This is a genomic window from Pseudomonas sp. NPDC087346 (assembly GCF_044744235.1).
GTDB lineage: Bacteria > Pseudomonadota > Gammaproteobacteria > Pseudomonadales > Pseudomonadaceae > Aquipseudomonas.
Map to the genome: position 1 here is coordinate 45,350 of NZ_JBIUXX010000024.1, position 22,203 is coordinate 67,552.

General features: G+C 60.0%; 21 protein-coding genes. 11 read left to right on the forward strand and 10 right to left on the reverse strand.

All coding sequences use genetic code 11. The annotated features are described in order from the left end of the window. Positions 1 to 219 precede the first annotated feature (219 nt). Positions 220 to 924 carry a YebC/PmpR family DNA-binding transcriptional regulator gene (locus ACIOZM_RS16020; protein ID WP_401215589.1) on the forward strand — a complete coding sequence of 235 codons (705 nt, stop codon included), beginning with the start codon at positions 220 to 222 and terminating at the stop codon, positions 922 to 924. Positions 925 to 1,050: 126 nt separating this feature from the next. On the opposite strand, the gene ACIOZM_RS16025 is transcribed toward ACIOZM_RS16020, so the two are convergent. Together ACIOZM_RS16025 and zapE are read right to left on the reverse strand one after the other, a co-directional pair. Further along, entirely contained in the window at positions 1,051 to 2,364 is a 1,314-nt protein-coding gene (locus tag ACIOZM_RS16025) for a protein kinase (protein WP_401215590.1), read from the reverse strand. An 87-nt stretch (positions 2,365 to 2,451) separates the two neighbouring features. Next, positions 2,452 to 3,579 (reverse strand): cell division protein ZapE, encoded by a 1,128-nt coding sequence (zapE, locus tag ACIOZM_RS16030; RefSeq protein ID WP_401215591.1) that lies wholly within the window; start codon positions 3,577 to 3,579, stop codon positions 2,452 to 2,454. A gap of 287 nt (positions 3,580 to 3,866) precedes the next feature. Here zapE and ACIOZM_RS16035 point away from each other — a divergent pair, with 287 nt between their 5' ends. The 7 genes from ACIOZM_RS16035 (at position 3,867) to ACIOZM_RS16065 (ending at position 10,493) form a co-directional block, all read left to right on the forward strand. Continuing rightward, on the forward strand, positions 3,867 to 4,388 hold the full coding sequence (locus ACIOZM_RS16035) for a spore coat U domain-containing protein (RefSeq protein WP_401215593.1): 522 nt from the start codon (positions 3,867 to 3,869) through the stop codon (positions 4,386 to 4,388). A 107-nt stretch (positions 4,389 to 4,495) separates the two neighbouring features. Next, positions 4,496 to 5,029, forward strand: a complete 534-nt coding sequence (locus tag ACIOZM_RS16040) for a spore coat U domain-containing protein (RefSeq protein WP_401215595.1) — start codon at positions 4,496 to 4,498, stop codon at positions 5,027 to 5,029. A 20-nt stretch (positions 5,030 to 5,049) separates the two neighbouring features. Then, positions 5,050 to 5,583 carry a spore coat U domain-containing protein gene (locus ACIOZM_RS16045; RefSeq protein WP_401215596.1) on the forward strand — a complete coding sequence of 178 codons (534 nt, stop codon included), beginning with the start codon at positions 5,050 to 5,052 and terminating at the stop codon, positions 5,581 to 5,583. 4 nt (positions 5,584 to 5,587) lie between these two features. Continuing rightward, a complete protein-coding gene (locus tag ACIOZM_RS16050) occupies positions 5,588 to 6,088 on the forward strand; it encodes a spore coat U domain-containing protein (protein ID WP_401215598.1) in 501 nt (166 codons plus the stop codon). Positions 6,089 to 6,122: 34 nt separating this feature from the next. Beyond that, positions 6,123 to 6,911, forward strand: a complete 789-nt coding sequence (locus ACIOZM_RS16055; RefSeq protein WP_401215600.1) for a molecular chaperone — start codon at positions 6,123 to 6,125, stop codon at positions 6,909 to 6,911. A 256-nt stretch (positions 6,912 to 7,167) separates the two neighbouring features. After that, the gene (locus tag ACIOZM_RS16060) at positions 7,168 to 9,525 is read left to right on the forward strand and encodes a fimbria/pilus outer membrane usher protein (protein WP_401215602.1); all 2,358 of its coding nucleotides are present in this window, start codon (positions 7,168 to 7,170) and stop codon (positions 9,523 to 9,525) included. Then, positions 9,522 to 10,493, forward strand: coding sequence for a spore coat protein U domain-containing protein (locus ACIOZM_RS16065; protein WP_401215604.1), 972 nt, complete (start codon positions 9,522 to 9,524; stop codon positions 10,491 to 10,493). The genes ACIOZM_RS16060 and ACIOZM_RS16065 overlap by 4 nt, the downstream gene beginning before the upstream one ends. 125 nt (positions 10,494 to 10,618) lie before the next feature. On the opposite strand, the gene ACIOZM_RS16070 is transcribed toward ACIOZM_RS16065, so the two are convergent. Together ACIOZM_RS16070 and ACIOZM_RS16075 are read right to left on the reverse strand one after the other, a co-directional pair. Further along, on the reverse strand, positions 10,619 to 11,371 hold the full coding sequence (locus ACIOZM_RS16070) for an anti-sigma factor family protein (RefSeq protein ID WP_401215606.1): 753 nt from the start codon (positions 11,369 to 11,371) through the stop codon (positions 10,619 to 10,621). Beyond that, positions 11,368 to 11,874, reverse strand: a complete 507-nt coding sequence (locus ACIOZM_RS16075; RefSeq protein WP_401215608.1) for an RNA polymerase sigma factor — start codon at positions 11,872 to 11,874, stop codon at positions 11,368 to 11,370. Before ACIOZM_RS16075 ends, ACIOZM_RS16070 begins: the two co-directional genes overlap by 4 nt. Positions 11,875 to 12,031: 157 nt before the next feature. On the opposite strand from ACIOZM_RS16075, the gene ACIOZM_RS16080 reads away from it, so the two are divergent. Beyond that, a complete protein-coding gene (locus tag ACIOZM_RS16080) occupies positions 12,032 to 13,126 on the forward strand; it encodes a catalase family peroxidase (protein ID WP_401215610.1) in 1,095 nt (364 codons plus the stop codon). Then, on the forward strand, positions 13,123 to 13,668 hold the full coding sequence (locus ACIOZM_RS16085; protein WP_401215612.1) for a cytochrome b: 546 nt from the start codon (positions 13,123 to 13,125) through the stop codon (positions 13,666 to 13,668). Before ACIOZM_RS16080 ends, ACIOZM_RS16085 begins: the two co-directional genes overlap by 4 nt. Here the strand turns inward: ACIOZM_RS16085 and ACIOZM_RS16090 are convergent. From ACIOZM_RS16090 to ACIOZM_RS16100, 3 genes are all read right to left on the reverse strand, one after another. Next, positions 13,665 to 14,864 carry an MFS transporter gene (locus ACIOZM_RS16090; RefSeq protein WP_401215614.1) on the reverse strand — a complete coding sequence of 400 codons (1,200 nt, stop codon included), beginning with the start codon at positions 14,862 to 14,864 and terminating at the stop codon, positions 13,665 to 13,667. The genes ACIOZM_RS16085 and ACIOZM_RS16090 overlap by 4 nt on opposite strands. 147 nt (positions 14,865 to 15,011) lie before the next feature. Next, positions 15,012 to 16,163, reverse strand: a complete 1,152-nt coding sequence (locus tag ACIOZM_RS16095; protein ID WP_401215616.1) for a M14-type cytosolic carboxypeptidase — start codon at positions 16,161 to 16,163, stop codon at positions 15,012 to 15,014. Positions 16,164 to 16,644: 481 nt separating this feature from the next. After that, positions 16,645 to 16,983 (reverse strand): DUF6124 family protein, encoded by a 339-nt coding sequence (locus ACIOZM_RS16100; RefSeq protein WP_401215618.1) that lies wholly within the window; start codon positions 16,981 to 16,983, stop codon positions 16,645 to 16,647. A 130-nt stretch (positions 16,984 to 17,113) separates the two neighbouring features. Here ACIOZM_RS16100 and ACIOZM_RS16105 point away from each other — a divergent pair, with 130 nt between their 5' ends. Further along, positions 17,114 to 17,773: a LexA family protein gene (locus tag ACIOZM_RS16105; protein WP_401215620.1), complete on the forward strand. Its 660-nt coding sequence runs from the start codon at positions 17,114 to 17,116 to the stop codon at positions 17,771 to 17,773. Between the two features lie 40 nt (positions 17,774 to 17,813). On the opposite strand, the gene ACIOZM_RS16110 is transcribed toward ACIOZM_RS16105, so the two are convergent. The 3 genes from ACIOZM_RS16110 to ACIOZM_RS16120 are packed head-to-tail and all read right to left on the reverse strand — an operon-like array spanning position 17,814 to position 22,199. Next, positions 17,814 to 19,763 carry an acetyl/propionyl/methylcrotonyl-CoA carboxylase subunit alpha gene (locus ACIOZM_RS16110; RefSeq protein ID WP_401215622.1) on the reverse strand — a complete coding sequence of 650 codons (1,950 nt, stop codon included), beginning with the start codon at positions 19,761 to 19,763 and terminating at the stop codon, positions 17,814 to 17,816. Beyond that, entirely contained in the window at positions 19,763 to 20,578 is an 816-nt protein-coding gene (locus ACIOZM_RS16115) for a gamma-carboxygeranoyl-CoA hydratase (RefSeq protein WP_401215624.1), read from the reverse strand. The genes ACIOZM_RS16110 and ACIOZM_RS16115 overlap by 1 nt, the downstream gene beginning before the upstream one ends. A gap of 13 nt (positions 20,579 to 20,591) precedes the next feature. Further along, positions 20,592 to 22,199 (reverse strand): carboxyl transferase domain-containing protein, encoded by a 1,608-nt coding sequence (locus ACIOZM_RS16120; protein ID WP_401215626.1) that lies wholly within the window; start codon positions 22,197 to 22,199, stop codon positions 20,592 to 20,594. Positions 22,200 to 22,203: the final 4 nt, after the last annotated feature.

Consider the following 22,203-nt stretch of genomic DNA (forward strand, 5'->3'; position numbering starts at 1 on the left):
TGCACGGGCTCTGTAGGCAATACGGATGACAGAGGGTACGAAACCGCGCGACCGAATGGTCATGACCAATGGGCTTTTCAGAATCGCCCTACAAGCTGTGGTGAAGATGTCGATTCATCGATGTGTTTTTTTGGTCGATTGCCGACTTTAGGCCGTATAAACTTGGCGCCATGCGTCGGCCAATAGATGTCTCGGCGCCACAGATCAAGAGAGTGAGTAATGGGCGCACAGTGGAAGGTTAAACACAAAGAAGCGGCATCCAACGCCAAGGGCAAAATCTTCGGCAAACTGGTGAAAGAAATCACCATTGCTGCCCGCAACGGTGCAGATATCGCCACCAACGCACACCTGCGTCTGGTCGTTGAACAGGCTAAAAAAGCCTCGATGCCCAAGGAAACCCTGGACCGCGCCATCAAAAAAGGCGCGGGTCTGCTGGGCGAGACCGTGCAATACCATCGCGTGACCTACGAGGGCTTCGCCCCGCATCAGGTGCCGCTGATCGTTGAATGCGTGACCGACAACATCAACCGCACTGTGGCGGAAATCCGCGTGGCATTCCGCAAGGGCCAACTCGGCGCTTCCGGTTCGGTCGCTTGGGATTTCAACCACGTTGGCATGATCGAAGCATCGCCGGATACCCCGGACGCCGATCCGGAAATGGCCGCTATCGAAGCCGGTGCACAGGATTTTGAAGAAGGCGAAGAGGGCGCGACCCTGTTCCTGACTGAACCGACCGACCTCGACGCCGTGCAGAAAGCCCTGCCGGAGCAAGGCTTCACCGTGCTGTCGGCGAAACTCGGCTACCAGTCGAAAAACCCGGTCAGCGGTCTGAGCGATGAGCAGATGGCTGAAGTTGAAGCTTTCCTCGAAGGTCTCGACAACCATGATGACGTGCAGGATATGTTTGTCGGTCTGGCGGGCTGATTTACGGTTTCAGTAAGATTGCTATCGCGGGCAAGCCCGCTCCCACAGGGTTCGCGTCGTACACAAAATGTGTGCACGCCGCTGAACCTGTGGGAGCGGGCTTGCCCGCGATTGACCGCGCAGCGGTCACAGTTTCTGCAATACAGCTACAACTTCGTTGAACCCCGGCCGCGCCAGCACATCCGGCTGACAGCAACGCTGCACCAATTCCTCCAGCACCCCACGCAACTCATCGCTCAACCCCGAGTCGATGCGCACCAGCAATTCCTCCAGCAAAATCCCGAAGGCCCGCACTTCGATACGTTGCAGCGCGCGGGTTTCCAGGGTGTCCTCGGTGGCATGGAACGATGCGCCACCAAAATCCCCCAGCAGACATTCGCCCTGGTCGTTCAACATGATGTTGTGAGCGTAGAGATCGCCGTGGGTGATGCCTTGCTGATGCAGATGTTCGGCCGCCGAGGCAATGCCACGGGCGATGCGCAGCGCGACGTCGGCAGTAAAACGGCAATCCTCGGTGTAAACATCACGCGAGCAGGACGCCAGGCTCGGCAGGGCCGCGAGGTTGCGATAGCTCGGGTCGATCAGTTGCATGACCAGCCCTTGCTGCCCGTCAGGATGACCACTGATACGACCTTCGACGTGGATCAGATTCGGGTGCAGCCCGGCGGTGATGCAGGCATTCATTTCGTGCAGCGGCGAGCCATCGCTGGTCATTTCACCTTTATAGAGCTTTACCGCCACCGCTTGCGATGAGTGATCGGCGCGTTGCCAGATCGCCCGGGAAATCACCCCCGAAGCGCCTTCGCCCAAGCGCTCCTCAAGACGCAGCGCCGACCAGTCGATCAGCGGCGTCGCTTCAAGCGCGGCGGCATCGGCTTCGGTTTCCAGCGGATTGCCGGCGTAGGCCAGCCACGTCAGGCTTGGCAATGTCAGCAGCCACTGCGGCAACTCGGTGAATTGGTTGGCGGCGATGCGCAGCAGTTCCAGCCGATGGCAATTGCTCAGTGATGGCGGCAGCGCTTGCAGGCGGTTGCCGGACAGCATGAATTTTTGCAGCAACGGTCGCTCGCCCAGCTCCGAAGGCAGGGTTTCGATGCAGTTATCGGTGAGGATCAGCCAGCGCAACAGCGGCGGCAGGGCGGCGCCCGGGACGTTGACGATGCGATTGGCCCTGAAGCCGATCATCGTCAGCGCGGCGCATTGGCCGATGCATTCGGGCAACTCGGTGAACTGGTTGTCAGAGCAGAACAGCACGCGCATGCGGGTCAGGCGATGCAAATCGTCGGGCAGGCTACTCAGGGCGTTGCCGCTGAGATTGAGCACTTCCAGGGTGTCGGCCAGCTCGAAAATTTCCGGCGGAAACTCGGTCAGACCACAAGACAGATCCAGCCGGGTGATGCCCGACAACTCGCCGGCGCGCAATTGAGCAAGGGTATGCATGTATGAGTTCGCAATAAAGAGGTCGCTGAGAATGGCCGACATGATAGCCGCATAATCCTGCTGAACGCAGATCCCTGTAGGAGCGTGTCAAGGTTCGGTTCGTTCCTGTAGTTGGCCCAAACGGCTACGCGTGCGCGCCAGATCGATAGCGTTGCCACCGAGGCTTTCGCGCAGCGGCATTGGGCTGAGCAACGTCAGGTGCTTGTCCTGATCGTAAAGCACGTCGATCAGGTTGATGAAACGTTGCTGCGCGGCGGTCGAGCATTCGCCGAGTTGCGGCAGATCGTCGATGATCCAGCGGTCGAAGCGTCGGCACAGTTCCAGATAATCCATCACCGCCATCGGCTGTTCGCACAGATCATCGAAGGTGAAACCGACGCTGCGGTCATCACACAGGCGCGCCTGAAACTGCCGGGTGCCGACGGTCAATGGCAGTGCCGGCGCATTCTGCTGCGGCAGACTTAAGGTCTGGCGTTGCGCCGCCGAGGCGGGCCACACGTAATGGCCTTGGGTGAACAACTGATGCGCATGATTGCGCGCCTGACTGCGGTAATCGTGCGGGCCACCGACTTCCATCACCTGCATACGAGTGTTGATCAGCTCGATCACCGGTTTGAAACGGGCGTGATAGAGCGGATTCGGCAGCAATCCCTCGGGTGGATAGTTTGACGTCACCAGCAACAGAATTCGGCGCTGGAACAACGCCTTGAACAGCCGCGTGATCAGCATCGCATCACCGATGTCATGCACATGAAACTCGTCGAAACACAGCACTCGGCAGTCCTTTAACTGCTCATCGAGAGCGGCGGCAAGCGCGTCATGCTGCTGGCGATGGCGGAACATGTCCTGATGCAACCGGGCGAAGAACTCATGGAAATGCAGACGCTGTTTCTGCTCGATGGGCAGCGCCTGAAAAAAACCATCAAGCAGCCAGCTCTTGCCGCGCCCGACGGCGCCATACAGGTACAGACTTGGCGGCGTTTTTGCGTTGACGCCGAGCAGTACGGTGGCTTGCTGCGCCATGCAATCGATCACCCGTTGCTGGCCGTGGCTGAGGGTGTAACCCTGGTCGAGCGCCTTGTGGCGGAAATAATCGCGGATCGTTTGGGCGCCGCCATCGCGACCGGCATTGGCCGGCATGCCCTTGCCCAACAGGCGGCGCAACCCCGGCCAGCGTTGGCTCAGGCGCGGTCGATTGGGCGGGCGGACGGTCACTGGGCGATCACTCCGTATCGGTCGATCCGGCTCCTCGGAGCGCGGCAGCTTAGTGTAACCAGAGGACGGTCGGGCCTTCTATTTAGGCTAGGCGACAATGGGCGGTAATTGAACAGTATTCTGCGGGACGTACAGCTATTTCCAGTGATTTGATTCTTAGAGTTGCCAACCTTTCGAAACATATCCCGACCGACCAATGGATCCAAGCGACTGGCGGATTCGTGGTCCGTTGCTAACCTGAAACACAGTAACGCTATTCGGGCGGCTCCCTCACAAGGAATGGGGCAGTGAATGCACGTGTGGTCATGGGATTGTTGGCAGCGCTGGTTGCACCCGCTTATGCAGCGGAGCTTCAGGTCGAAGTGCGCGTCGATGTACTGCGCGGTTGCCAGTTGATCGGCCAGCAGCGCGGGGCGGGCATCGAGCAACTGGGTGTGCTGGATTTCGGCAGTACGGCACGGCTCGACGATCCGGCCGGGCCAATGGGCGCAGCGCTGCTCAATCAGCGCTTGCCGCGTCTGGAATGCAACCCTGATACGCCGTATCAGATGCGCGTCGATGGCGGCCTGCACGGCGGTGTCGGTGAAGTCCGTTACATGGCGGGTGGTGCTGGCAGTGTTCCGATCCCTTACAAGTTGTATCGGGATGCCGCACGACAGGTGCCGCTGATGGTCGATGTGCCCATCAGCGGGCGGGTGCCGGACAGTGGCAGCGTGGAGTTGCCGTTGTATGCGCGGATCGAGCAGTTGGCGCAGGTGCCACGGGTCAGTCGCTATTCGGATCTGGTCAAGGTGACGGTCACCTGGTGAGTACACAGCTACAAATGGCAACCCGGCGGATTCGGGCTGCGCAAGGAAGGAGCGCTCAATGACGAGCGTGGTGTTCGATAGATCCTGAAGGAGTAGGGACGGGCGCAATGACAAGCAAGTACTGGATGGTCGTCGCCGCAGGTTCACTGCTGTTGCTCGCCGATGAGGCGCAGGCGACGGTCAGCGGGCAGATTCATGCGCGATTGATCCTGATCGCCGCGTGCGAAGTGACCAACGGTGCCAACCCCGGCAGCCCGGTCAGCGACTTTGGCACCCTTGATTTCGGTCAGCAGGGGCCGACCTGGAATGCGCCGATCAAGGCCAGCCTCGACAACGACAGCAGCGGCAAACTCAACGTCGCCTGCAACCCTTCGGTCACCGGCTTCACCGTCACCATCAACGGCGGTGCTCACGGTGACGGCACCACCCGGCGCCTGAGCAATGGCCGCCAGACCATCCCCTATCAACTGTTTCTCGATGCCTCGGGCAGGCAGAGCTACAGCATTGGTCAAACACACAATTTCGCTGTCACCAGCGGTGCGCAGATACCCATTCCGGTATTTGGCTCAGTGGTGGCGAATACCCGCGCGGTTCCGGCAGGTGTCTATACCGACACCCTGACGGTGACGCTCGACTGGTAAAACCGTAGAGGACGGACACCATGCGTATTGCATCAAGGATTGGTTTGTCACTGCTTGGCCTGGCGCTGGTTTCCAGTGTCAACGCCGCCACCACTGTCACTGGCCAGATCACTTCCAGCCTGATCCTGACCAGCAGTTGCCAGGTCAACGGTTCCGGCGGCTCGACTGGCTTGAATTTCGGTGCCTTGAACTTCGGCACCGCCAACAGCCTGTTCACCACGGCCGCCGGGCAAGTGCTGGGCGGTGGCGGCGGGGCGCTGTCGATTCTCTGCTCCAGCGGCACCACACCAACAGTCAAGGTGCGTGCCGGCGCCAACGATGGGAAATCTCCGGGTGGCACGCGGGCGCTGTACGACGGGGTCGCCAACTATGTGCCGTACGACTTTTACACCGATGCAGGGCATTCGCAGCTGCTTGCTATCGACGGGACGATCAACCTCGCCGCCAGTACGGGTGTGGCACAAACGGTGAACATCTACGGTCAGGCGGTGGGCAAGGCCGGATTGCCGGCGGGCACCTACACCGACACTGTCGCCGTCGAACTGACGTTCTAGTGTCATGGTCCGCAATGGCTGTGCCGCGCTGCTTCTGCTCTGCGCAGGCAGTGTGCCGTCGCCGCTGACGGCCGCGACCAGTCAGAGCTTTCAGGTCAGCGCGACGGTGACGCCAGGATGTCTGGTGGTCGGCGGCGTATCGAACTATGGCGCGCTGAACTTCGGCTCGCGTTCGGCGTTGGCCACCGGCACCGTGCAAGTGGCGCTGACCGGCGGTGTGCAGTTGCAATGCACGCCGGGAGTGACGCTGAACATGAGCGTCGATGGCGGCCAATACAACAGCAGTGGGCGGCACATGCAGCTCAACAGCGGTAGCTCGCGGGTGGCCTATGCGCTTTTCCGCGATGCGGCTTACAGCCAGAGCCTGGGTATCGGCCAGAGCGTGGCGGTGGCCTATAGCGATGCGAACAACATCAGCCTGCCGATTTACGGTCAGGTGCAATTGCCGGGCAATCAGCCTGGGGGGACGTACAGCGACGTGTTGCAGGTGCAATTGTCGTGGTAAGGCGCAATTTGAATGGCCGACAAGGAGCAGTTTGATGGGGGCAGTTACGTTACGACGCTGGTTTGTGCAGTGCGCAATGTCGGTTGGGGTCATGTTGGGCGCGGTCAATGCGCATGCCGCCAGTTCGGTGCTGATCTGGCCGATCGATCCGGTGCTGGAAGCCGATCAACAGGCCAGCGCGTTGTGGCTGGAGAACCGTGGCAACGAGACGGCTAACCTGCAAATTCGCGTGTTCGGCTGGAGCCAGAGCGGGTTTGAAGAGCAGTACCAGAATCAGCGCGACGTGATTGGCAGTCCACCCGTGGCGAAGATCGAGCCGGGGCAGAAACAACTGGTACGCCTGACCCGAACCAAAGACGTGCCGCCAGGCCAGGAACTGGCTTACCGCATCATCATCGATGAAATTCCTTCCGCTCAACCGCCCGCTGCCGACGGTAGCAAGACCGCTGCGGCGATCCGCTTCCAGATGCGTTATTCCGTGCCGCTGTTTGCCTACGGCGCAGGGCTATGGAGCAAGGAAGACAGCACTCGCCCGCGTGACCCGAAAGGTATTGGCTTGCCGCAATTGAGCTGGCGCACCGTGGCGGTGGACGGTCGGCCGTTTGTCGAAGTGCGCAATCAGGGGGCGGTGCATGCGCGGTTGACGGATGTTGCGATCAAACAGGGCGGGCAGAGCAAACCGCTGGCCGAAGGGCTGCTGGGTTATGTGCTGCCCGGCGCAGTAATGCGCTGGCCAGCGCCGGGGCCGTTGGCGCAGGAGTCGGCGTTGCAGGTGCGGGTCAATGGTGCGCCGCAAGTGCAGAGCATTACGCCGGCTCGGTGAGACGATTTTTGTTGGCGGAGGCATTTCTGTTGACGATGGACTCCTGTGGCGAGGGGATTTATCCCCGTCGGGCTGCGAAGCAGCCCCAGTCCAGCACACCTGTTCATCAGACAGAACAAGTTGAATGGCTTCACGACCGCTACGCAGCCGAACGGGGATAAATCCCCTCACCACAAAAGCTTTCATCACCGTGAAATAGTGCCAGGACAACAGTTGAATCAGGAGGATTCAGTCCAGTGACGGACGTAAACCGTGTATGAGCCGAGGATGGGCTCGTCGTATTCAGCGTCCGTTGTGGCTCATGACCGGCGCGTGTTGCCTGGTATTCGTTCAATCATCCGGGGCCGGCGAACTGCCGCCGCCGCCCAGCGGCATGGAGGCCGTCAGTGATGCTCAGTTGTTTCTGGAACTGGTGGTCAACCAGATGAATACCGGGCGGGTGGTAGCGGTGGATCAGCGCGGCGGGCGCTTGTTTCTGCCAGCGACCGCGTTGCGCGAAACCGGGATGAAACTACCCGACGGGGCGGGTGCTGAAGTCGATCTCGACAGCCTATCGGGGATGCACAGCGATTACGACAGCGTCGGTCAGCGACTGCTGCTGGATGTACCACCGGAGTGGCTGCCCGAGCAGTTCATCGGCAATCGCCAGGCGTATCCGCGCACGCCAGCGCTGAGCAGCTTCGGCGCACTGTTCAACTATGACCTCTATCTGAATGACACCGACGATGGCGGAACGTATCTGGCGGCGTGGAACGAGGTACGGCTGTTCGACAATTGGGGCACCTTGTCCAACACCGGGCAGTACCGCCGAACGTTGTCGGGGGATTCGGTCAATACGTTGAACAACGGTTATCTGCGTTACGACACCACCTGGCGCTTCTCCGATGACGAGCGAATGCTCACTTACGAGGCTGGTGATGTGATCAGCGGCGCATTGCCCTGGAGCAGTTCGGTGCGCTTGGGCGGTGTGCAGTTCTCGCGGGACTTCGCGGTGCGTCCGGATCTGGTGACGTATCCGCTGCCGCAGTTTGCCGGGGAAGCGGCGGTGCCGTCTTCGGTGGACCTGTTCATCAACGGCTATAAATCCAGCAGCGCCGACCTGCAACCGGGGCCGTACACCCTGACCAATATTCCGTTTATCAATGGCGCCGGGGAAGCGGTGGTCGTCACCACTGACGCGCTCGGTCGGCAAGTCTCGACCACCGTGCCGTTCTACGTCACCAGCACTCTGCTGCAAAAAGGTTTGAGCGATTTTTCGGTGGCTGGTGGTAGCTTGCGCCGCGATTATGGTTTGAAGGATTTCAGCTACGGCCCCGGCGTGACTTCGGGGAGTCTGCGCTACGGCGTGAGTGACAGCTTCACCCTGGAAAGCCATGCCGAAGCCTCTGATTCGCTGACCATCGGCGGCATCGGTGGCAACTGGCGGCTGGGCAACTTCGGTGTGCTCAACAGTGCGATCAGCCAGAGCCGTTTCGATGGTGACGGCGGCGAGCAATTGAGCCTCGGCTATCAGTACAGCAGCCAGCGCTACAGCTTTTCTTATCAGCGTCTGCAACGCCGCGATCAATACGCCGACCTGACCGTAGTCGACAGCCCTTACATCAGCCTCAGCCGCCGTAGCGAGCAAGTCACCCTGAGCGTCAATCTCGACCGCTGGGGCAGCCTCGGTGCCGGCTATTTCGACGTGCGCGCAGCGGATGACTCGCGTACCCGCTTGCTCAATCTGAGCTGGAGCAAACCGCTGTGGCGCAACAGCAGTTTCTATCTGTCGGCCAACCGCGAAATCGGCGACAGTAATTGGGCGATGCAGGCGCAACTGGTGATTCCGTTCGACTTGCGCGGCAGTCTGGCGGTCAGCAGCGAGCGCAGCAAAACCGGGCAAAGTCAGCAACGGGTCAACTACAGCCGTGCGGTGCCGACTGAGGGCGGGGTCGGTTTCAACGTCGGCTATGCCAAGGGTGACGGCGCCGATTACCGTCAGGCTGACGTGACCTGGCGCCTGCAAGCGGTGCAATTGCAGGCGGGTGTCTATGGCACTTCCGATGCCGAAACCCGTTGGGCAGATGCCAGCGGATCGCTGGTGTGGATGGACCGTCAGGTGTTCGCCGCCAATCGCATCGACGACGCGTTTGTGGTGGTCAGCACCGATGGCTTTGCCAATATCCCCGTGCGCTACGAAAACCAGCAGGTCGGTCAGACCGACAGCAATGGCCACTTGCTGGTGCCATGGAGCAGTGCCTATTACCGCGGGAAATACGAGATCGATCCGCTGAACCTGCCGGCCAACGTGCGCAGCCCTAACGTTGAACAACGCATCGCCGTGCGGCGTGGCAGCGGTTATCTGCTGGAATTTCCGCTGACCCGGGTGGTTGCCGCGAGCATCGTGCTGGTGGATGCGCAACAACGCGAACTGCCACTCGGCGCCGGTGTGCTGCATGAGCAGAGTGGCACGCGCACGGTGGTGGGTTGGGACGGTCTGGTGTATCTGGAGAACCTTCAGGCAGACAACGCATTGCAGGTGAGTCTGGCCGACGGCAAGACCTGTCAGGTGAAATTCAGCGTGGATATGAATCAGACGCAGATCCCGCTGATTGGCCCGTTGGTGTGCCAATGACCGGTGCGAGGATTTGTCTGTGGCTGGTGCTGATGCTGCCAGGGGTGGCGCAGGCCTTGTGCTCGGTGGTCACTACCGCACCAGCGGGATTCGGCACGATCAGCTCGATTGCCGTGCGCACCACAACCCAACCCAGTTCGACGCTGAATGGCGGATTGAGTTGTACCGGTTCGCTGCTGTCGTTACTCACCAGCAACGACCATTTCTGGGCGACGGTCACTTCGACTCAGAGTGGCTTGCTCGGGCCGACCGGTGATGTGATCAGCTACACGATCTACGCCAACAACAGCACCAGCTATCCGCTGACTCGCGGCACCGCTTATGACTTCGCGCGTAACGGCATCATCGATGCGTTGGGATTGCTCGGTGGCACGACGCCGAAAACCGTGCCGCTGTATCTGGGCACGACCATTGGCAGCAATGTCGCCGCCGGGGTCTACAGCGAAACCCTGAGCATTTTCTGGAACTGGAATTATTGCTCCGGGATCGGCATTGGCAGTGTCTGTCTCGGACGTGACATCAATAGCGGCACCACGACGCTGACGGTCAACATGACGGTGAGCAACGATTGCACAATCACTGCGCCGAACATCGCGTTCGGCAGTGCGCCGGTGATCAGCGCTTTCACTCCGGTCACCGGGCTGACCATCAACCTGGCTTGCACCAAGGGCAGCGCCTATACCGTGGGCCTGAGCGACGGGCAAAACCCGATCAGCGTCGGTGGCCGGCGGCGGATGATTTCCAGCGGCAACTATCTGGCTTATGACATCTTCAAAAGCGCGGGCACTACTCGTTGGGGGAGTGTCGGCAGTGCCCGTCGATCCAGTACCGATGCCGAGGTCAATCCGGGCAATGGTTTGGGTACCGGCAGCCAGATCTTCAATTACAACGCGAAGATCTACACCGACCAGACCACGCCACCGGCCGGCACCTATCTGGATAATGTGGTGCTCGACGTCGGTTTCTGAAAGCACACAGTCCCCTTGTGGGAGTGAGCCTGCTCGCGATGGCGGTGTGTCATTCAGCAAATGACTTTGCTGATTCGACGCCATCGCGAGCAGGCTCACTCCTACAGGGGATCTTCGGTGTTTTTTCAGAATTGCCGGGATTGCTTGAGCTGCTCTGCCACCGGCGTATCAACCGGGCTGACCATCGCATAGTTGTAACCGCTGCCCGACCAATACTCAGCCTGTAACCCGCCATCACTGCGACTGCCACGCGGCAAAAAGGTGTTTTTCGGCCCCGGCGGACGTACATAAAAACTGACCTTGTGTCCGCCACGATCTTCATACATGACCATCGCCGCAGGCCCTTCATCGGTACTCAGCAGGCGCCCGCTGACCGGTTGAAACCCGGCAGCCGTCAGGTCCGGCAAGCGATTGGCCTGAGTGAAGTAGCGATCGAGCCAATGCTGCATGTTGCCGTCACCATCGACCTTGTAGTCAGCCGGCAACATCCCTTGCTGTGCAATCAGGCGATAAGCCTGCAAAGCGTCAGTCATCGGCAGCGTCGGATGAATCATGGTCATTTCCCGAGCCTGCCAACCGCTGAAACCACCGATGCCGACGGCGATCAACAACACGGCGGCACTGGCCAGGTGACGCCGTGACTGACGTTTAAGGCGCTGACGAATGATTGCCGGATCAAGATCCGCATTGGCGGTTTGTTGCAGCGCACCGCCGAGGGCCGCACGCAGTTGCTGGGCATCCTGTTGCCAGGTTCTGACCTGTTTGGCCTGTTCCGGGTGATTGGCCAGCCAGGCGTCCAGCACACGCCGGTCGGCTTCACTGAGTTGGTGGTCAACGTAAGCGTGCAGGTCCTGCTCGCTGGGAGGCATGCTGATCATTTGAGTATCCGCAAAGAAGGGCTGCTGATTTCCCCGTCGCTCATTTGGCGCAAGGCCTGGCGGGCGCGGGACAGGCGCGACATCACGGTGCCGGTGGGGACGCCAAGAATCTCGGCGACCTCCTTATAAGTCAAGCCTTCCACCGACACCATCAGCAGCAGGGCGCGCTGCTCGGTGGGCAGGCGATCAAAGGCTTGCAGGGTCGATTGAGCGATCACCGTGCGCTCGGCCGAAGGTTCGGAATCGTCGCGACCGGTGAAGAACTCGAGCATTCGCGCATAACGTCGCGAGCGTCGGTGGGCATCGAGAAACTGGCGATAAAGGATCGAAAACAGCCAGGCACGCAGATCTCCGTCGGCGCGTTTATCACCCCAACTCGACAAGGCCCTCTCAAGGCTGGCCTGCACCAGATCGTCGGCGCTGCTGCTGTTGCGCGTCAACGACACGGCAAAGCGGCGCAATCTGGGAATGATTTCTCTCAGTTGTTCGTCGAATTCGCTCATGAAATTCTGCTAGTCACTACGCTGTGGACTAGGGAGACGCTTGCCGTTCGAGGTTATTCCACGTTCGCAAAAATAAATACCGGGCCATGGAATAAATCCCCACGGGGTGCGTCTTGCTGATTCTTCCTACTTGTGGCCGCTGGCCCTGGAGTCGTTCATGGTTGATCGCACCTCACCGCCCGGGGGGCCGCAACGCCCGCCATTGAGTGCCGCGAGCATGGTATTGCGTCTGGCCGGCATTGCCGTGGTCGTTGGCGCAGTGGCAGCGGCATTTGCCTACGTGCATGGCACGTTTGACCCACAACGTCTGACGCCCAAGGCGCTGGTCGATGTGCTGGAAAAAAACAACGGTGTGCATCCTGGGTTCCGTCGAAATCACGCCAAAGGGGTGTGCGTGATCGGGCATTTCGAGAGCAGTGGCGAGGCCCGGGCGTTTTCAGTCGCACAAGTCTTCAACGAGCCAACCACCCCGGTGGTCGGACGTTTCGCGTTGCCGGCGGGCAATCCTTATGCGCCGGACAACAGTGTGCCGATCCGCAGCATGGCACTGCGTTTCACCCAGGCCAACGGCCAGCAGTGGCGCACCGGGATGAACAGCATGCCGGTGTTCCCGGTGGGCACGCCCGAGGCGTTTTACCAACTGCAGCAGGCACAGTCGCCCGATCCGGCCACTGGCAAACCCGATCCGGCCAAGGTGCCGGCATTCTTTGCCTCCCACCCGGAAACCGTGCCGTTTCTGACGTGGGTGAAGACCGCCAAGCCATCGGCCAGTTACGTGACCGAAACCTATAACAGCGTCAACGCGTTTTATCTGGTCAACGCCAGCGGCCAGAAACAGGCGGTGCGCTGGAGCATGACGCCGCTGGTGCAGGACGCGGCAGGCGCCAAGGCTGGGGAGGGCGCTGATTATCTGGAGAAGGATCTGGTGCAGCGTCTGGCCGAAGGGCCGCTGCGCTGGCAGTTGAATATCACTCTGGCCGATCCTGCCGACCCGGTGAATGACGCCAGCAAAAAATGGCCTGACGGGCGCAAAGTGTTGAACGCCGGCACGCTGGTGCTGGAGAAAACCCAGCCGCAACTCAGCGGCGAGTGCCGCGATATCAACTACGACCCGCTGGTATTGCCGGCCGGGATCGAAGGTTCCAACGACCCATTGCTCGCAGCTCGTTCAGCCGGCTACGCCGATTCCTACCTGCGTCGCACCAGCGAAGTCAGCCAATTGCCCGCCGCCAAACAGGAGGCTCGTCCATGAGCACGCAACCGACTCATTTTGCTCTGGCGGCGCGGCTGCTGCATTGGCTGATGGCGCTGATGATCATCGCCATGCTGTTTATTGGTGCTGGCATGGTTACCTCGATTTCGGAACGGCATGAATGGCTGATCCATCTGCATAAACCGTTGGGCATCGCGATATTGGCGCTGGTCATCGTGCGATTGTTGGTGCGTTTTTCTACTCGCCAGCCACCGCTGCCGGCGGATCTGCCGGGTTGGCAGGTGATGGCGGCCAAGGCTTCGCATGTGTTGCTGTATGCGTTGATGCTGGTGTTGCCGCTGCTCGGTTGGGCGATGATCAGTGCGGCGGGCGATCCGGTGATGCTCGGCACGTCGTTGCAGTTGCCGTCGATTCTGCCGGCCGATGCGCAGGTGTTTGCGATATTGCGCAAGGCGCATGGGTATCTGGCGTACCTGCTGTTCCTGACGGTGCTGCTGCACCTGGCGGCGGCGCTGTTCCATGGCTGGGTGCGCCGCGACGAGGTGCTCGACAGCATGTTGCGCGGGCGCGATCGCGGTTAACCGGCCTCAGTGGCGCATCGTGAGGGTGCGCCACTTTTCAGTGTCAGCCACCAATAACCCAACGCCACCGTATTGATCGCCGCGCCCAGCAAGCACACGCCAGTCCAGCCGGCCCATGCGTAGATCGCGGTTGAGCCGATTGAACCCAAAGCGCTGCCGATCGAATAGAAAAGCATGTAACCGGCGGTCAAGCGGCTTTGCGCTTGCGGACGGACGCTGTAGATCATGCTCTGGCTGGTGACGTGTACGGCCTGCAAACCCAGATCCAGTGTGATTACCCCCAGCAGCAGTGCCCACAAAGAGGACTGGGTGAGGGCGATTGGCAGCCATGAGCCGAGCATCAGTAACAACGACATTCCGCTGACCCATTGCCCGAGGCCTCGATCTGCGAGATGTCCGGCCCGCGCAGCCGCCAGTGCACCCGCCGCGCCGGCGAGACCGAACAAGCCGATTTCGCTATGTGACAGCGACAGTGGCGGCGCGGCCAGCGGCAGCACCATCGGGGTCCACAAAACCATCGCGCTGGCGAAGGTCAGCAGGGCGAGAATTGCTCGTTGGCGCAGCACCGGTTCTTCTCGAAACAGGCTGAACACTGAAGTGATCAACGCGGTGTAGGTGGTCGCCGGTTGTGGGGCTTCATCCTTGGGCAGCACACGAAACAACAGCAGCGCCATCAGCAGTGTCAGCCCGGCCGACAGCAGATAAATCGCCCGCCAACCGGCCAGATCTGCCATGCCGCCGGCAACCGTACGCGCGAGCAAAATACCCACGACAATGCCGCTGGTCACCACACCGACCACTCGGCCACGTTGCGCCGGTATCGCCAGCGTTGCGGCGTAAGCCACCAATACTTGAGTGACCACCGCCAGCAGACCGGTCAGAGTCATGCCGAGCAAAAGCCAGGCGCTGTTTGGCGCGAAAGCGATGATTAACAAGGCCGCTGCTGACAACAGGGTTTGCGTAACGATCAGTCGCCGCCGATTGAGCAGATCGCCGAGCGGCACCAGCAACACCAGGCCGATGCCGTAGCCAACCTGAGTCAGAGTAATGACGATGCCGATGGTTGCTGGCGACATGGCGAATGCTTCCGCCATAGCGTCGAGCAAGGGCTGGGCGTAGTAGACGTTGCCAACCGCCAGTCCACAGGCGACGGAAAACAACAGCACTACGGCGTTGCTGAGTGAATGGGATTGCATGTCCGATGTCCTTTTCAGGTTTCAAAATAAAACCAGAGTCACGTTAGGCTCGCTAGTTTTATATTGCAACCTGATTGGGCGAAAAGAGGTGATGGTGCAAAGCAAAAGATCGCAGACAAGCTGCGATCTTTTGGTGGTGCGGAGGGATCAGCGCAAGGTATCGACCATGTCGGCGATGGTGGTCAATACGTCCTTGCCCAGTTGTTTCGAGCGTTTGCCTGACCAACCGGTCTCCGGGTTCGGTGCGTCGTCATGGTCTTTGAACGGCATTTCCAGGGTCAGCGACAGGCAATCGTATTTCTGGCCGACGCTGTTGCAGGCCAGTGTCATATTGGCCTGACCCGGCTCGTCGCGGGTGTAGCCGTACTTGGTCTGGAAGTCTTTGGTCGTGCGCTTCAGATGGCTGCGGAAATGTTCTTCGAGTTTCTCCAGGCGTGGTGTGTAACCCGGATTGCCTTCGCAGCCAGCGGTGAAGACGTGAGGGATTTCTTCATCACCGTGTACGTCGAGGAACAGATCAACGCCGTACTTTTCCATCTGTTGCTGTACGAAAAGGACTTCCGGGCTGACTTCCTGACTGGCGCTCTGCCACGCGCGGTTCAGATCCTGGCCCATGGCGTTGGTGCGCAGGTGGCCGTGGAAAGCGCCGTCGGGGTTCATGTTCGGCACTAGATACAGATCGGCGCTGGCGAGCAATTTATTCAATACCGGATCGTCGTGCTTTTCCAGGCGTTCGATCACGCCTTCCATGAACCATTCAGCCATGTGCTCGCCCGGGTGTTGTTGGGCGATGATCCAGATCTTGCGTTGACCCTCGGCACCCGTGCCTTTGCGCAGCAGTTGAATATCACGACCTTCGACGCTCTTGCCGGTCGCCAGCAATTCAGTGCCGGCCTTGGTCAGTGCCTGTTCGATCAGCCAGTCGTGGCGACCACGGCTGTAAGGTTCGAAATAGGCGAACCAGGCGTGAGTCTGCGTGGCTTCGAGGCAGAAGCGCAGGCAGTCGCCTTCAAAAATGGTTGGCACGCGGAACCAGTTGACGTGATCGTAGGAGGCGACCGCTTGATATCCGGTCCAGGCCTTGTTGTACGAAGACTGGCTGGCGTTGTTCAGGCGAAACCAGTGTTCCTGGCCAACATGCAGGCCGCTGGCCTTGAAGTGGAACCATTGAAAATGCGCGCTGCGGGTGTCTGGGCGAATTGCCAGAACCGGGCTGAGCGGATTGCTGATATCGATAACCTGGATGTTGCCGCTGTCGAAATTGGCGCTGATGTCGAACGAAGATTTAGCCACGGTCATAATCGGTTCCTGAATATGATTTTTATGGCGATTACTTTACACGCAAGGAGAGGGTAGAACCGAGGGATATTGCGGGGCTGTGGCGGGGGGCGTCCTCCATGACGCGGATGCAGCTTAGAGGCTGTGCAATTGATTCTCAAGTGCTAATTGTCATTAGTTTGCCCCAATGGCGTCGGGCATCTCTTGCCAAGCGATATTCTTTTGATATTATCCGCGCCATCGAATTTGCAGTACCTGAAGACTTCATTAGCCTGAAGACATAAGCCCGAAAAACGGGCAAAAAAAGACCCGGCAAAAAGCCGGGTCAAAAACCGTGATTAGCCTGATGAGGAGATAGTCCAGAAGACCGACCTAAGGTCTCTGGTCCATCGACTGATCTCGCGACCAGCTGCATGCAATAATAATCATTATCATTTGCAAGTCAAATGTTTTTATCTGCGCGATTGGAAAATTCTTTCCCGTCCGTCGGGACTGCCGTCCCTCAATCTCTATCTCCATCCAGCGACCGGTCCACCATCGCTTTCGCCATATCCACCATATGCACTACCGAAAACGCCAGATCACGACTTGCGCCTTGCAGGTTCTCTGCGGATTTGAATGCCGTGGCCGCCGCACAGCGCAACAGATCTGATGCATGCACCAGCGCCTCTTCACTTTTGATATTGCGATTGACGTCGAAAAAGTGCGGCTCGCTATCGGGTTCTGAAACAGCTGGTTTCAAGTAGTAATCCAGTGCCCGTTGTGCGGCAGCACAGCCTTGTGGTGAGGTGAAGGTGGTATCGATTTGCTGATCGAGCAAGTCATTGCTGGGGATGTTCATGGTGAGGGGGACACTCCGTGTTTGATTGAAATCCATGTCCCCAGCCTAATACCTAACGTAGTTGTGACCAGAATTTAAATACTACAATTTGTGTTTTGTTGGCCGTGGCCGTCCACGTAAGGTGCCGCACATGGATAAATGGATTGAGTTGGTCAAGGCCAAAATGAGTGAACTCAAAATCACTCAAGTAGAGCTCGGAGAGCGCGTCGGCATGTCCCAGGGCGGTATCGGCCATTGGCTGAACAAACGTCGTGAGCCCGGCATCAAGGAAATGAACAGCGTGCTGCAAGCGCTGGGTATGGAATTCCTTGAGGTGGCGCTGGTGATCCGGGAACCCCAATTAACCCCTGACAATGAAATGCCGTTGGCACAGAAGTACAACCCTTACTTCCGCTACCCAGTCAGCGACTGGCGTTCGCCGTGTGAGCTGCACGAAAGTGACACGCCGTCCTACCTGCCAACACAAGGCAAGCAGCGTTTCGAGCTGACGGATTATCACGCTGGCGGCCCAGCGTTCTGGCTGACGGTAACGGGTAACTCAATGACGGCGCCCAGCGGTCAAAGCATCCCGGAAGGCATGCTGATCCTCGTGGACCCGGCAATGGAAGCAGTCCCCGGCAAGTTGGTGATCGCGCAATGGCCGGACAGCGAAGAGGCAATCTTTCGCAAGCTGGACGAAGAGGGCGGCCAGCGTTATCTCATGCCGCTCAATCCGACCTGGCCGAAAGCCCTGTTTACCGATGAGTGTCGAATTATCGGTGTAGTGGTTCAGGCAACGGCCAGGTTTTAGTCGGATCGATCCTCGCCAGATGTAGGATCGATCCTGTTTTTTAAACCTCTTCCAACTCGACCAATGCGCTGCCTTCGCCAACCATTTCACCTTCCTGGCAATACAGCGCTTTGATCACCCCGGCATGCGGCGCACGGATGCTGTGCTCCATTTTCATCGCTTCGAGCACTACCAGTTGCGCGCCGGCTTCCACCGATTGGCCGGCTTCCACCAACACCCGGACGATGCTGCCGTTCATTGGTGCAGTCAGGCCGCCCTGATGGCTGTTACTGGCCTCGACGGCGCTGATCGGATCGTAGGTCTGGACACGTCGCAACTCGCCATCCCATTGCAGATACAGCGAATCACCGACACGAATTGCCCGTTGCTGACGACGCAGGCCGTTGTGCTCGGTCAGCAATTGCTCACCCAGCAGTTTCGCATCGCCACCAGCACCCAGTGTCAGTGCCCGATCCTGCCCCTCGCAGCTCAAGTGCAGAGTGATTTCCCTCGGCAACCCGGCACGCAAACCACTGTTGATCGCCCATGGCGACGCCGGATCATCCGCACGCGCCGTGACCGGCAGACTTTGCGCAAACGCCTGAGCCGCGGTGTTCCAGAACTCATCGCTCAGCTCACCCGCAGCCGGCAACAGTTGCTCCTGATAACGCGGAATAAACCCGGTATCCAGCTCTGCCGCCGCAAACGCCGGGTGACCGATGATCCGCCGCAGAAAGTTGATGTTGGTCTTCAACCCGCCAATCGCAAACTCATCGAGCATGCTCAGTAAACGCAGGCGCGCCTGTTCACGATCTTCGCCCCAGGCAATCAACTTGCCGAGCATCGGGTCGTAGAACGGCGAAATCTCGTCGTCTTCATCAACCCCGCTATCGACCCGGCGCCCGGGCCCTTCGGCCGATTCGCGATACAACTCCAGACGTCCGGTGGCCGGTAGAAAATCATTGGCCGGGTCTTCCGCGTAAAGCCGCACTTCAATCGCGTGCCCATTCAGCGGCATCTGCTCCTGAGTGATCGGCAGCGCTTCACCTCGGGCAACACGGATTTGCCAGGCCACCAGATCGAGGCCAGTGATCGCTTCAGTCACCGGGTGTTCGACTTGCAAGCGGGTGTTCATTTCCATGAAGAAGAATTCGCCGCGAGCGTCCAGCAAAAACTCCACGGTGCCGGCGCCGACATAACCGATGGCCTGCGCCGAACGCACGGCCGCTTCGCCCATTGCCCGACGCTGCTCCGGGCTCAGACCCGGTGCCGGTGCCTCTTCGACAACTTTCTGATGGCGACGCTGAATCGAACAATCGCGTTCGTTCAGATACAGGCAATTGCCGTGTTGATCGGCGAACACCTGAATTTCCACGTGGCGTGGCTTGAGCAGGTATTTCTCGACCAGCATCCGCGAGTCGCCGAACGACGACTGCGCTTCACGCTGGGCCGAGGCCAGCGCTTCGGCCAACTGGCTGACGTCCTCGACCACTTTCATGCCTTTGCCGCCGCCACCGGCAGTGGCCTTGAGCAGCACTGGATAGCCGATCCGCTCGCAAGCGGCGCGGAAGGTTTCGACATCCTGCGCTTCACCGTGATACCCCGGCACCAGCGGCACACCAGCAGTTTCCATCAACGCCTTGGCGGCGGATTTGCTGCCCATCGCGTCGATGGCCGAAGCCGGTGGGCCGAGGAAAATCAGTCCCGCCGCTTCAATGGCGCGTGCGAATCCGGCGTTCTCCGAGAGAAAGCCATAACCCGGATGAATCGCCTGAGCGCCGCTGGCCTTGGCCGCTGCGATCAATTTGTCGATTTGCAGATAGCTGTCAGCCGCTTTGCTGCCGCCCAGATCAACGCGGATATCCGCCTCACGGCTGTGTCGCGCATCGCGGTCGGTGGCGCTGTGCACGGCGACGGTGGTCAGGCCCAGAGCCTTGGCGGTACGCATGACCCGGCAAGCGATTTCGCCACGGTTGGCCACCAGCAGGGTGGTGAGAACAGGTGCGCTCATCAACGCGACTCCTTGGTGGTAGTTGCGGCTTGCCAGCTCGGCGGACGCTTTTGCAGAAAGGCGCGCAAGCCTTCCTGGCCTTCGGGGCTTACACGGATGCGCGCGATGGCGTTTTCGGTGTAGCGACGCAGGGCCGGTGTCAGCGCACCGTTGCCGACTTCGCGCAGCAAGTCCTTGCTGACGCGCATGGCGGCGGGGCTGTTGAGCAGCAGATTGTCGATCCATTGCTCGGTTTTCTGTTCCAGCTCAGAAGCTGGATAGCTGTCGGACAACAGGCCGATTTCCCGCGCGCGCTGGCCGCCAAAACGTTCGGCGGTCAGCGCGTAACGACGGGCCGCACGCTCGCCGATGGCTTGCACCACGAATGGGCTGATCACCGCAGGCGCCAGACCGATGCGCACTTCCGACAGGCAGAACTGCGCGTCATCGGCGCCGATGGCCATGTCGCAGCAACTGATCAGTCCCAACGCACCGCCGAATGCCGCGCCTTGCACCACGGCCAGGGTGGGGATTTTCAGTTTGGCGAGGTTGTACATCAACTCCGCCAGTTCACGGGCGTCGTCGAGGTTGGTGTGGTAATCGAGTTCGGCCGATTGCTGCATCCATGCCAGATCGGCGCCGGCGCTGAAGTGCTTGCCGCGCCCGCGTACCAGCAGGAAGCGCAGGCTCGCGTCGCTGGCGACCTTGTCCAGCGCGAGGATCAACTCGCGGATCATCTCGGCGTTGAACGCGTTGTTCTTTTCTTCGCGGTTCAGCCACAGGGTGGCGAAACCCCGGGGATCGTTGTGCAGTTGAAGGGTGTTGAAATCGCTCATGAGATTCTCCCGATCACATCCGGAACACGCCGAAGCGGCTCGGTTCGATTGGCGCGTTCAACGACGCGGACAAGGCCAGGGCCAGCACGTCGCGGGTCTGCGCCGGGTCGATGACGCCGTCGTCCCACAGTCGTGCGCTGGAATAATAGGGATGACCCTGCTCTTCGTACTGGTCGAGGATTGGTTGCTTGATCTCGGTTTCCTGCGCGTCGCTGAAAGACTGACCGCTACGTTCAGCCTGTTCGCGCTTGACCTGCACCAGCACGCCAGCCGCCTGTTCGGCGCCCATCACGCCAATCCGCGCGTTCGGCCACATCCACAGAAAACGCGGATCATAAGCACGACCGCACATGCCGTAGTTGCCGGCGCCGAAGCTGCCGCCGATGATCACGGTGAATTTCGGAACCTTGGCGCAGGCCACAGCAGTCACCAGTTTCGCACCGTGCTTGGCGATGCCGCCAGCCTCGTATTTCTGGCCGACCATGAACCCGGTGATGTTCTGCAAAAACAGCAATGGAATGCCGCGCTGACAAGCCAGTTCGATGAAGTGCGCGCCTTTCTGCGCCGCTTCGGCGAACAGGATGCCGTTGTTCGCCAGAATCGCAATCGGGTAGCCATGCAAGTGAGCGAAACCACACACCAGCGTGGTGCCGAACAGCGCTTTGAATTCATCGAACACCGAACCGTCGACCAGCCGCGCAATCACTTCGCGCACATCGAATGGCTGCTTGGCATCGGCCGACACCACGCCGTACAACTCGTCGCTGCTGTACAGCGGAGCAATCGGCGCGCGCTGTTGCACTTCGCCAAGCTTGCGCCAGTTGAGGTTGGCAACGCTGCGGCGGGCGAGGGCGAGCGCATGTTCGTCACTCTCTGCGTAGTGGTCGGCGACCCCGGAAATCTTGCAGTGCACATCGGCCCCGCCAAGATCTTCAGCGCTGACCACTTCACCGGTTGCCGCCTTCACCAGCGGTGGCCCGGCGAGGAAAATCGTCGCCTGATTGCGCACCATGATCGCTTCGTCTGCCATCGCCGGCACATACGCACCGCCAGCGGTGCACGAGCCCATCACCACGGCGATCTGCGGGATGCCCATGGCGCTCATGTTGGCCTGGTTGAAGAAGATCCGTCCGAAGTGCTCACGGTCCGGGAACACTTCATCCTGACGCGGCAGGTTGGCGCCGCCCGAGTCCACCAGATAGATGCACGGCAGACGATTTTGCTGGGCGATGGTCTGCGCGCGCAGGTGTTTCTTCACGGTCAGCGGGTAATACGAGCCACCTTTTACCGTTGCGTCGTTGGCGACGATCATGCACTCGACGCCTTCAACCCGACCGATCCCGGCAATCACACCCGCTGCCGGCACTTCTTCGCCATAAACGGCGTGCGCGGCCAACTGGCTGATCTCCAGAAACGGCGAGCCCGGGTCGAGTAAGCGATTGATGCGCTCACGCGGCAGCAGTTTGCCCCGCGAGGTGTGGCGTTCCTGGGCTTTCGCGCCGCCACCTTGCGCCACTTGGGCGAGCAGGGTGTGCAGGGCGTCGACCTGTTTGAGCATTGCCGCGCTGTTGGCGGCGAATTCCGCCGAACGAGGGTTGAGCTGGGTATGCAAGATAGCCATGGGC

Bases quoted from the DNA above. Each gene is read 5' to 3' on its own strand.
- ACIOZM_RS16020 (WP_401215589.1), top strand. From the start codon at position 220: ATGGGCGCACAGTGGAAGGTTAAACACAAAGAAGCGGCATCCAACGCC.
- ACIOZM_RS16025 (WP_401215590.1), bottom strand. From the start codon at position 2,364: ATGCATACCCTTGCTCAATTGCGCGCCGGCGAGTTGTCGGGCATCACC.
- ACIOZM_RS16040 (WP_401215595.1), top strand. From the start codon at position 4,496: ATGACAAGCAAGTACTGGATGGTCGTCGCCGCAGGTTCACTGCTGTTG.
- ACIOZM_RS16045 (WP_401215596.1), top strand. From the start codon at position 5,050: ATGCGTATTGCATCAAGGATTGGTTTGTCACTGCTTGGCCTGGCGCTG.
- ACIOZM_RS16050 (WP_401215598.1), top strand. From the start codon at position 5,588: ATGGTCCGCAATGGCTGTGCCGCGCTGCTTCTGCTCTGCGCAGGCAGT.
- ACIOZM_RS16055 (WP_401215600.1), top strand. From the start codon at position 6,123: ATGGGGGCAGTTACGTTACGACGCTGGTTTGTGCAGTGCGCAATGTCG.
- ACIOZM_RS16060 (WP_401215602.1), top strand. From the start codon at position 7,168: ATGAGCCGAGGATGGGCTCGTCGTATTCAGCGTCCGTTGTGGCTCATG.
- ACIOZM_RS16065 (WP_401215604.1), top strand. From the start codon at position 9,522: ATGACCGGTGCGAGGATTTGTCTGTGGCTGGTGCTGATGCTGCCAGGG.
- ACIOZM_RS16070 (WP_401215606.1), bottom strand. From the start codon at position 11,371: ATGATCAGCATGCCTCCCAGCGAGCAGGACCTGCACGCTTACGTTGAC.
- ACIOZM_RS16075 (WP_401215608.1), bottom strand. From the start codon at position 11,874: ATGAGCGAATTCGACGAACAACTGAGAGAAATCATTCCCAGATTGCGC.
- ACIOZM_RS16080 (WP_401215610.1), top strand. From the start codon at position 12,032: ATGGTTGATCGCACCTCACCGCCCGGGGGGCCGCAACGCCCGCCATTG.
- ACIOZM_RS16085 (WP_401215612.1), top strand. From the start codon at position 13,123: ATGAGCACGCAACCGACTCATTTTGCTCTGGCGGCGCGGCTGCTGCAT.
- ACIOZM_RS16090 (WP_401215614.1), bottom strand. From the start codon at position 14,864: ATGCAATCCCATTCACTCAGCAACGCCGTAGTGCTGTTGTTTTCCGTC.
- ACIOZM_RS16095 (WP_401215616.1), bottom strand. From the start codon at position 16,163: ATGACCGTGGCTAAATCTTCGTTCGACATCAGCGCCAATTTCGACAGC.
- ACIOZM_RS16100 (WP_401215618.1), bottom strand. From the start codon at position 16,983: ATGAACATCCCCAGCAATGACTTGCTCGATCAGCAAATCGATACCACC.
- ACIOZM_RS16105 (WP_401215620.1), top strand. From the start codon at position 17,114: ATGGATAAATGGATTGAGTTGGTCAAGGCCAAAATGAGTGAACTCAAA.
- ACIOZM_RS16110 (WP_401215622.1), bottom strand. From the start codon at position 19,763: ATGAGCGCACCTGTTCTCACCACCCTGCTGGTGGCCAACCGTGGCGAA.
- ACIOZM_RS16115 (WP_401215624.1), bottom strand. From the start codon at position 20,578: ATGAGCGATTTCAACACCCTTCAACTGCACAACGATCCCCGGGGTTTC.
- ACIOZM_RS16120 (WP_401215626.1), bottom strand. From the start codon at position 22,199: ATGGCTATCTTGCATACCCAGCTCAACCCTCGTTCGGCGGAATTCGCC.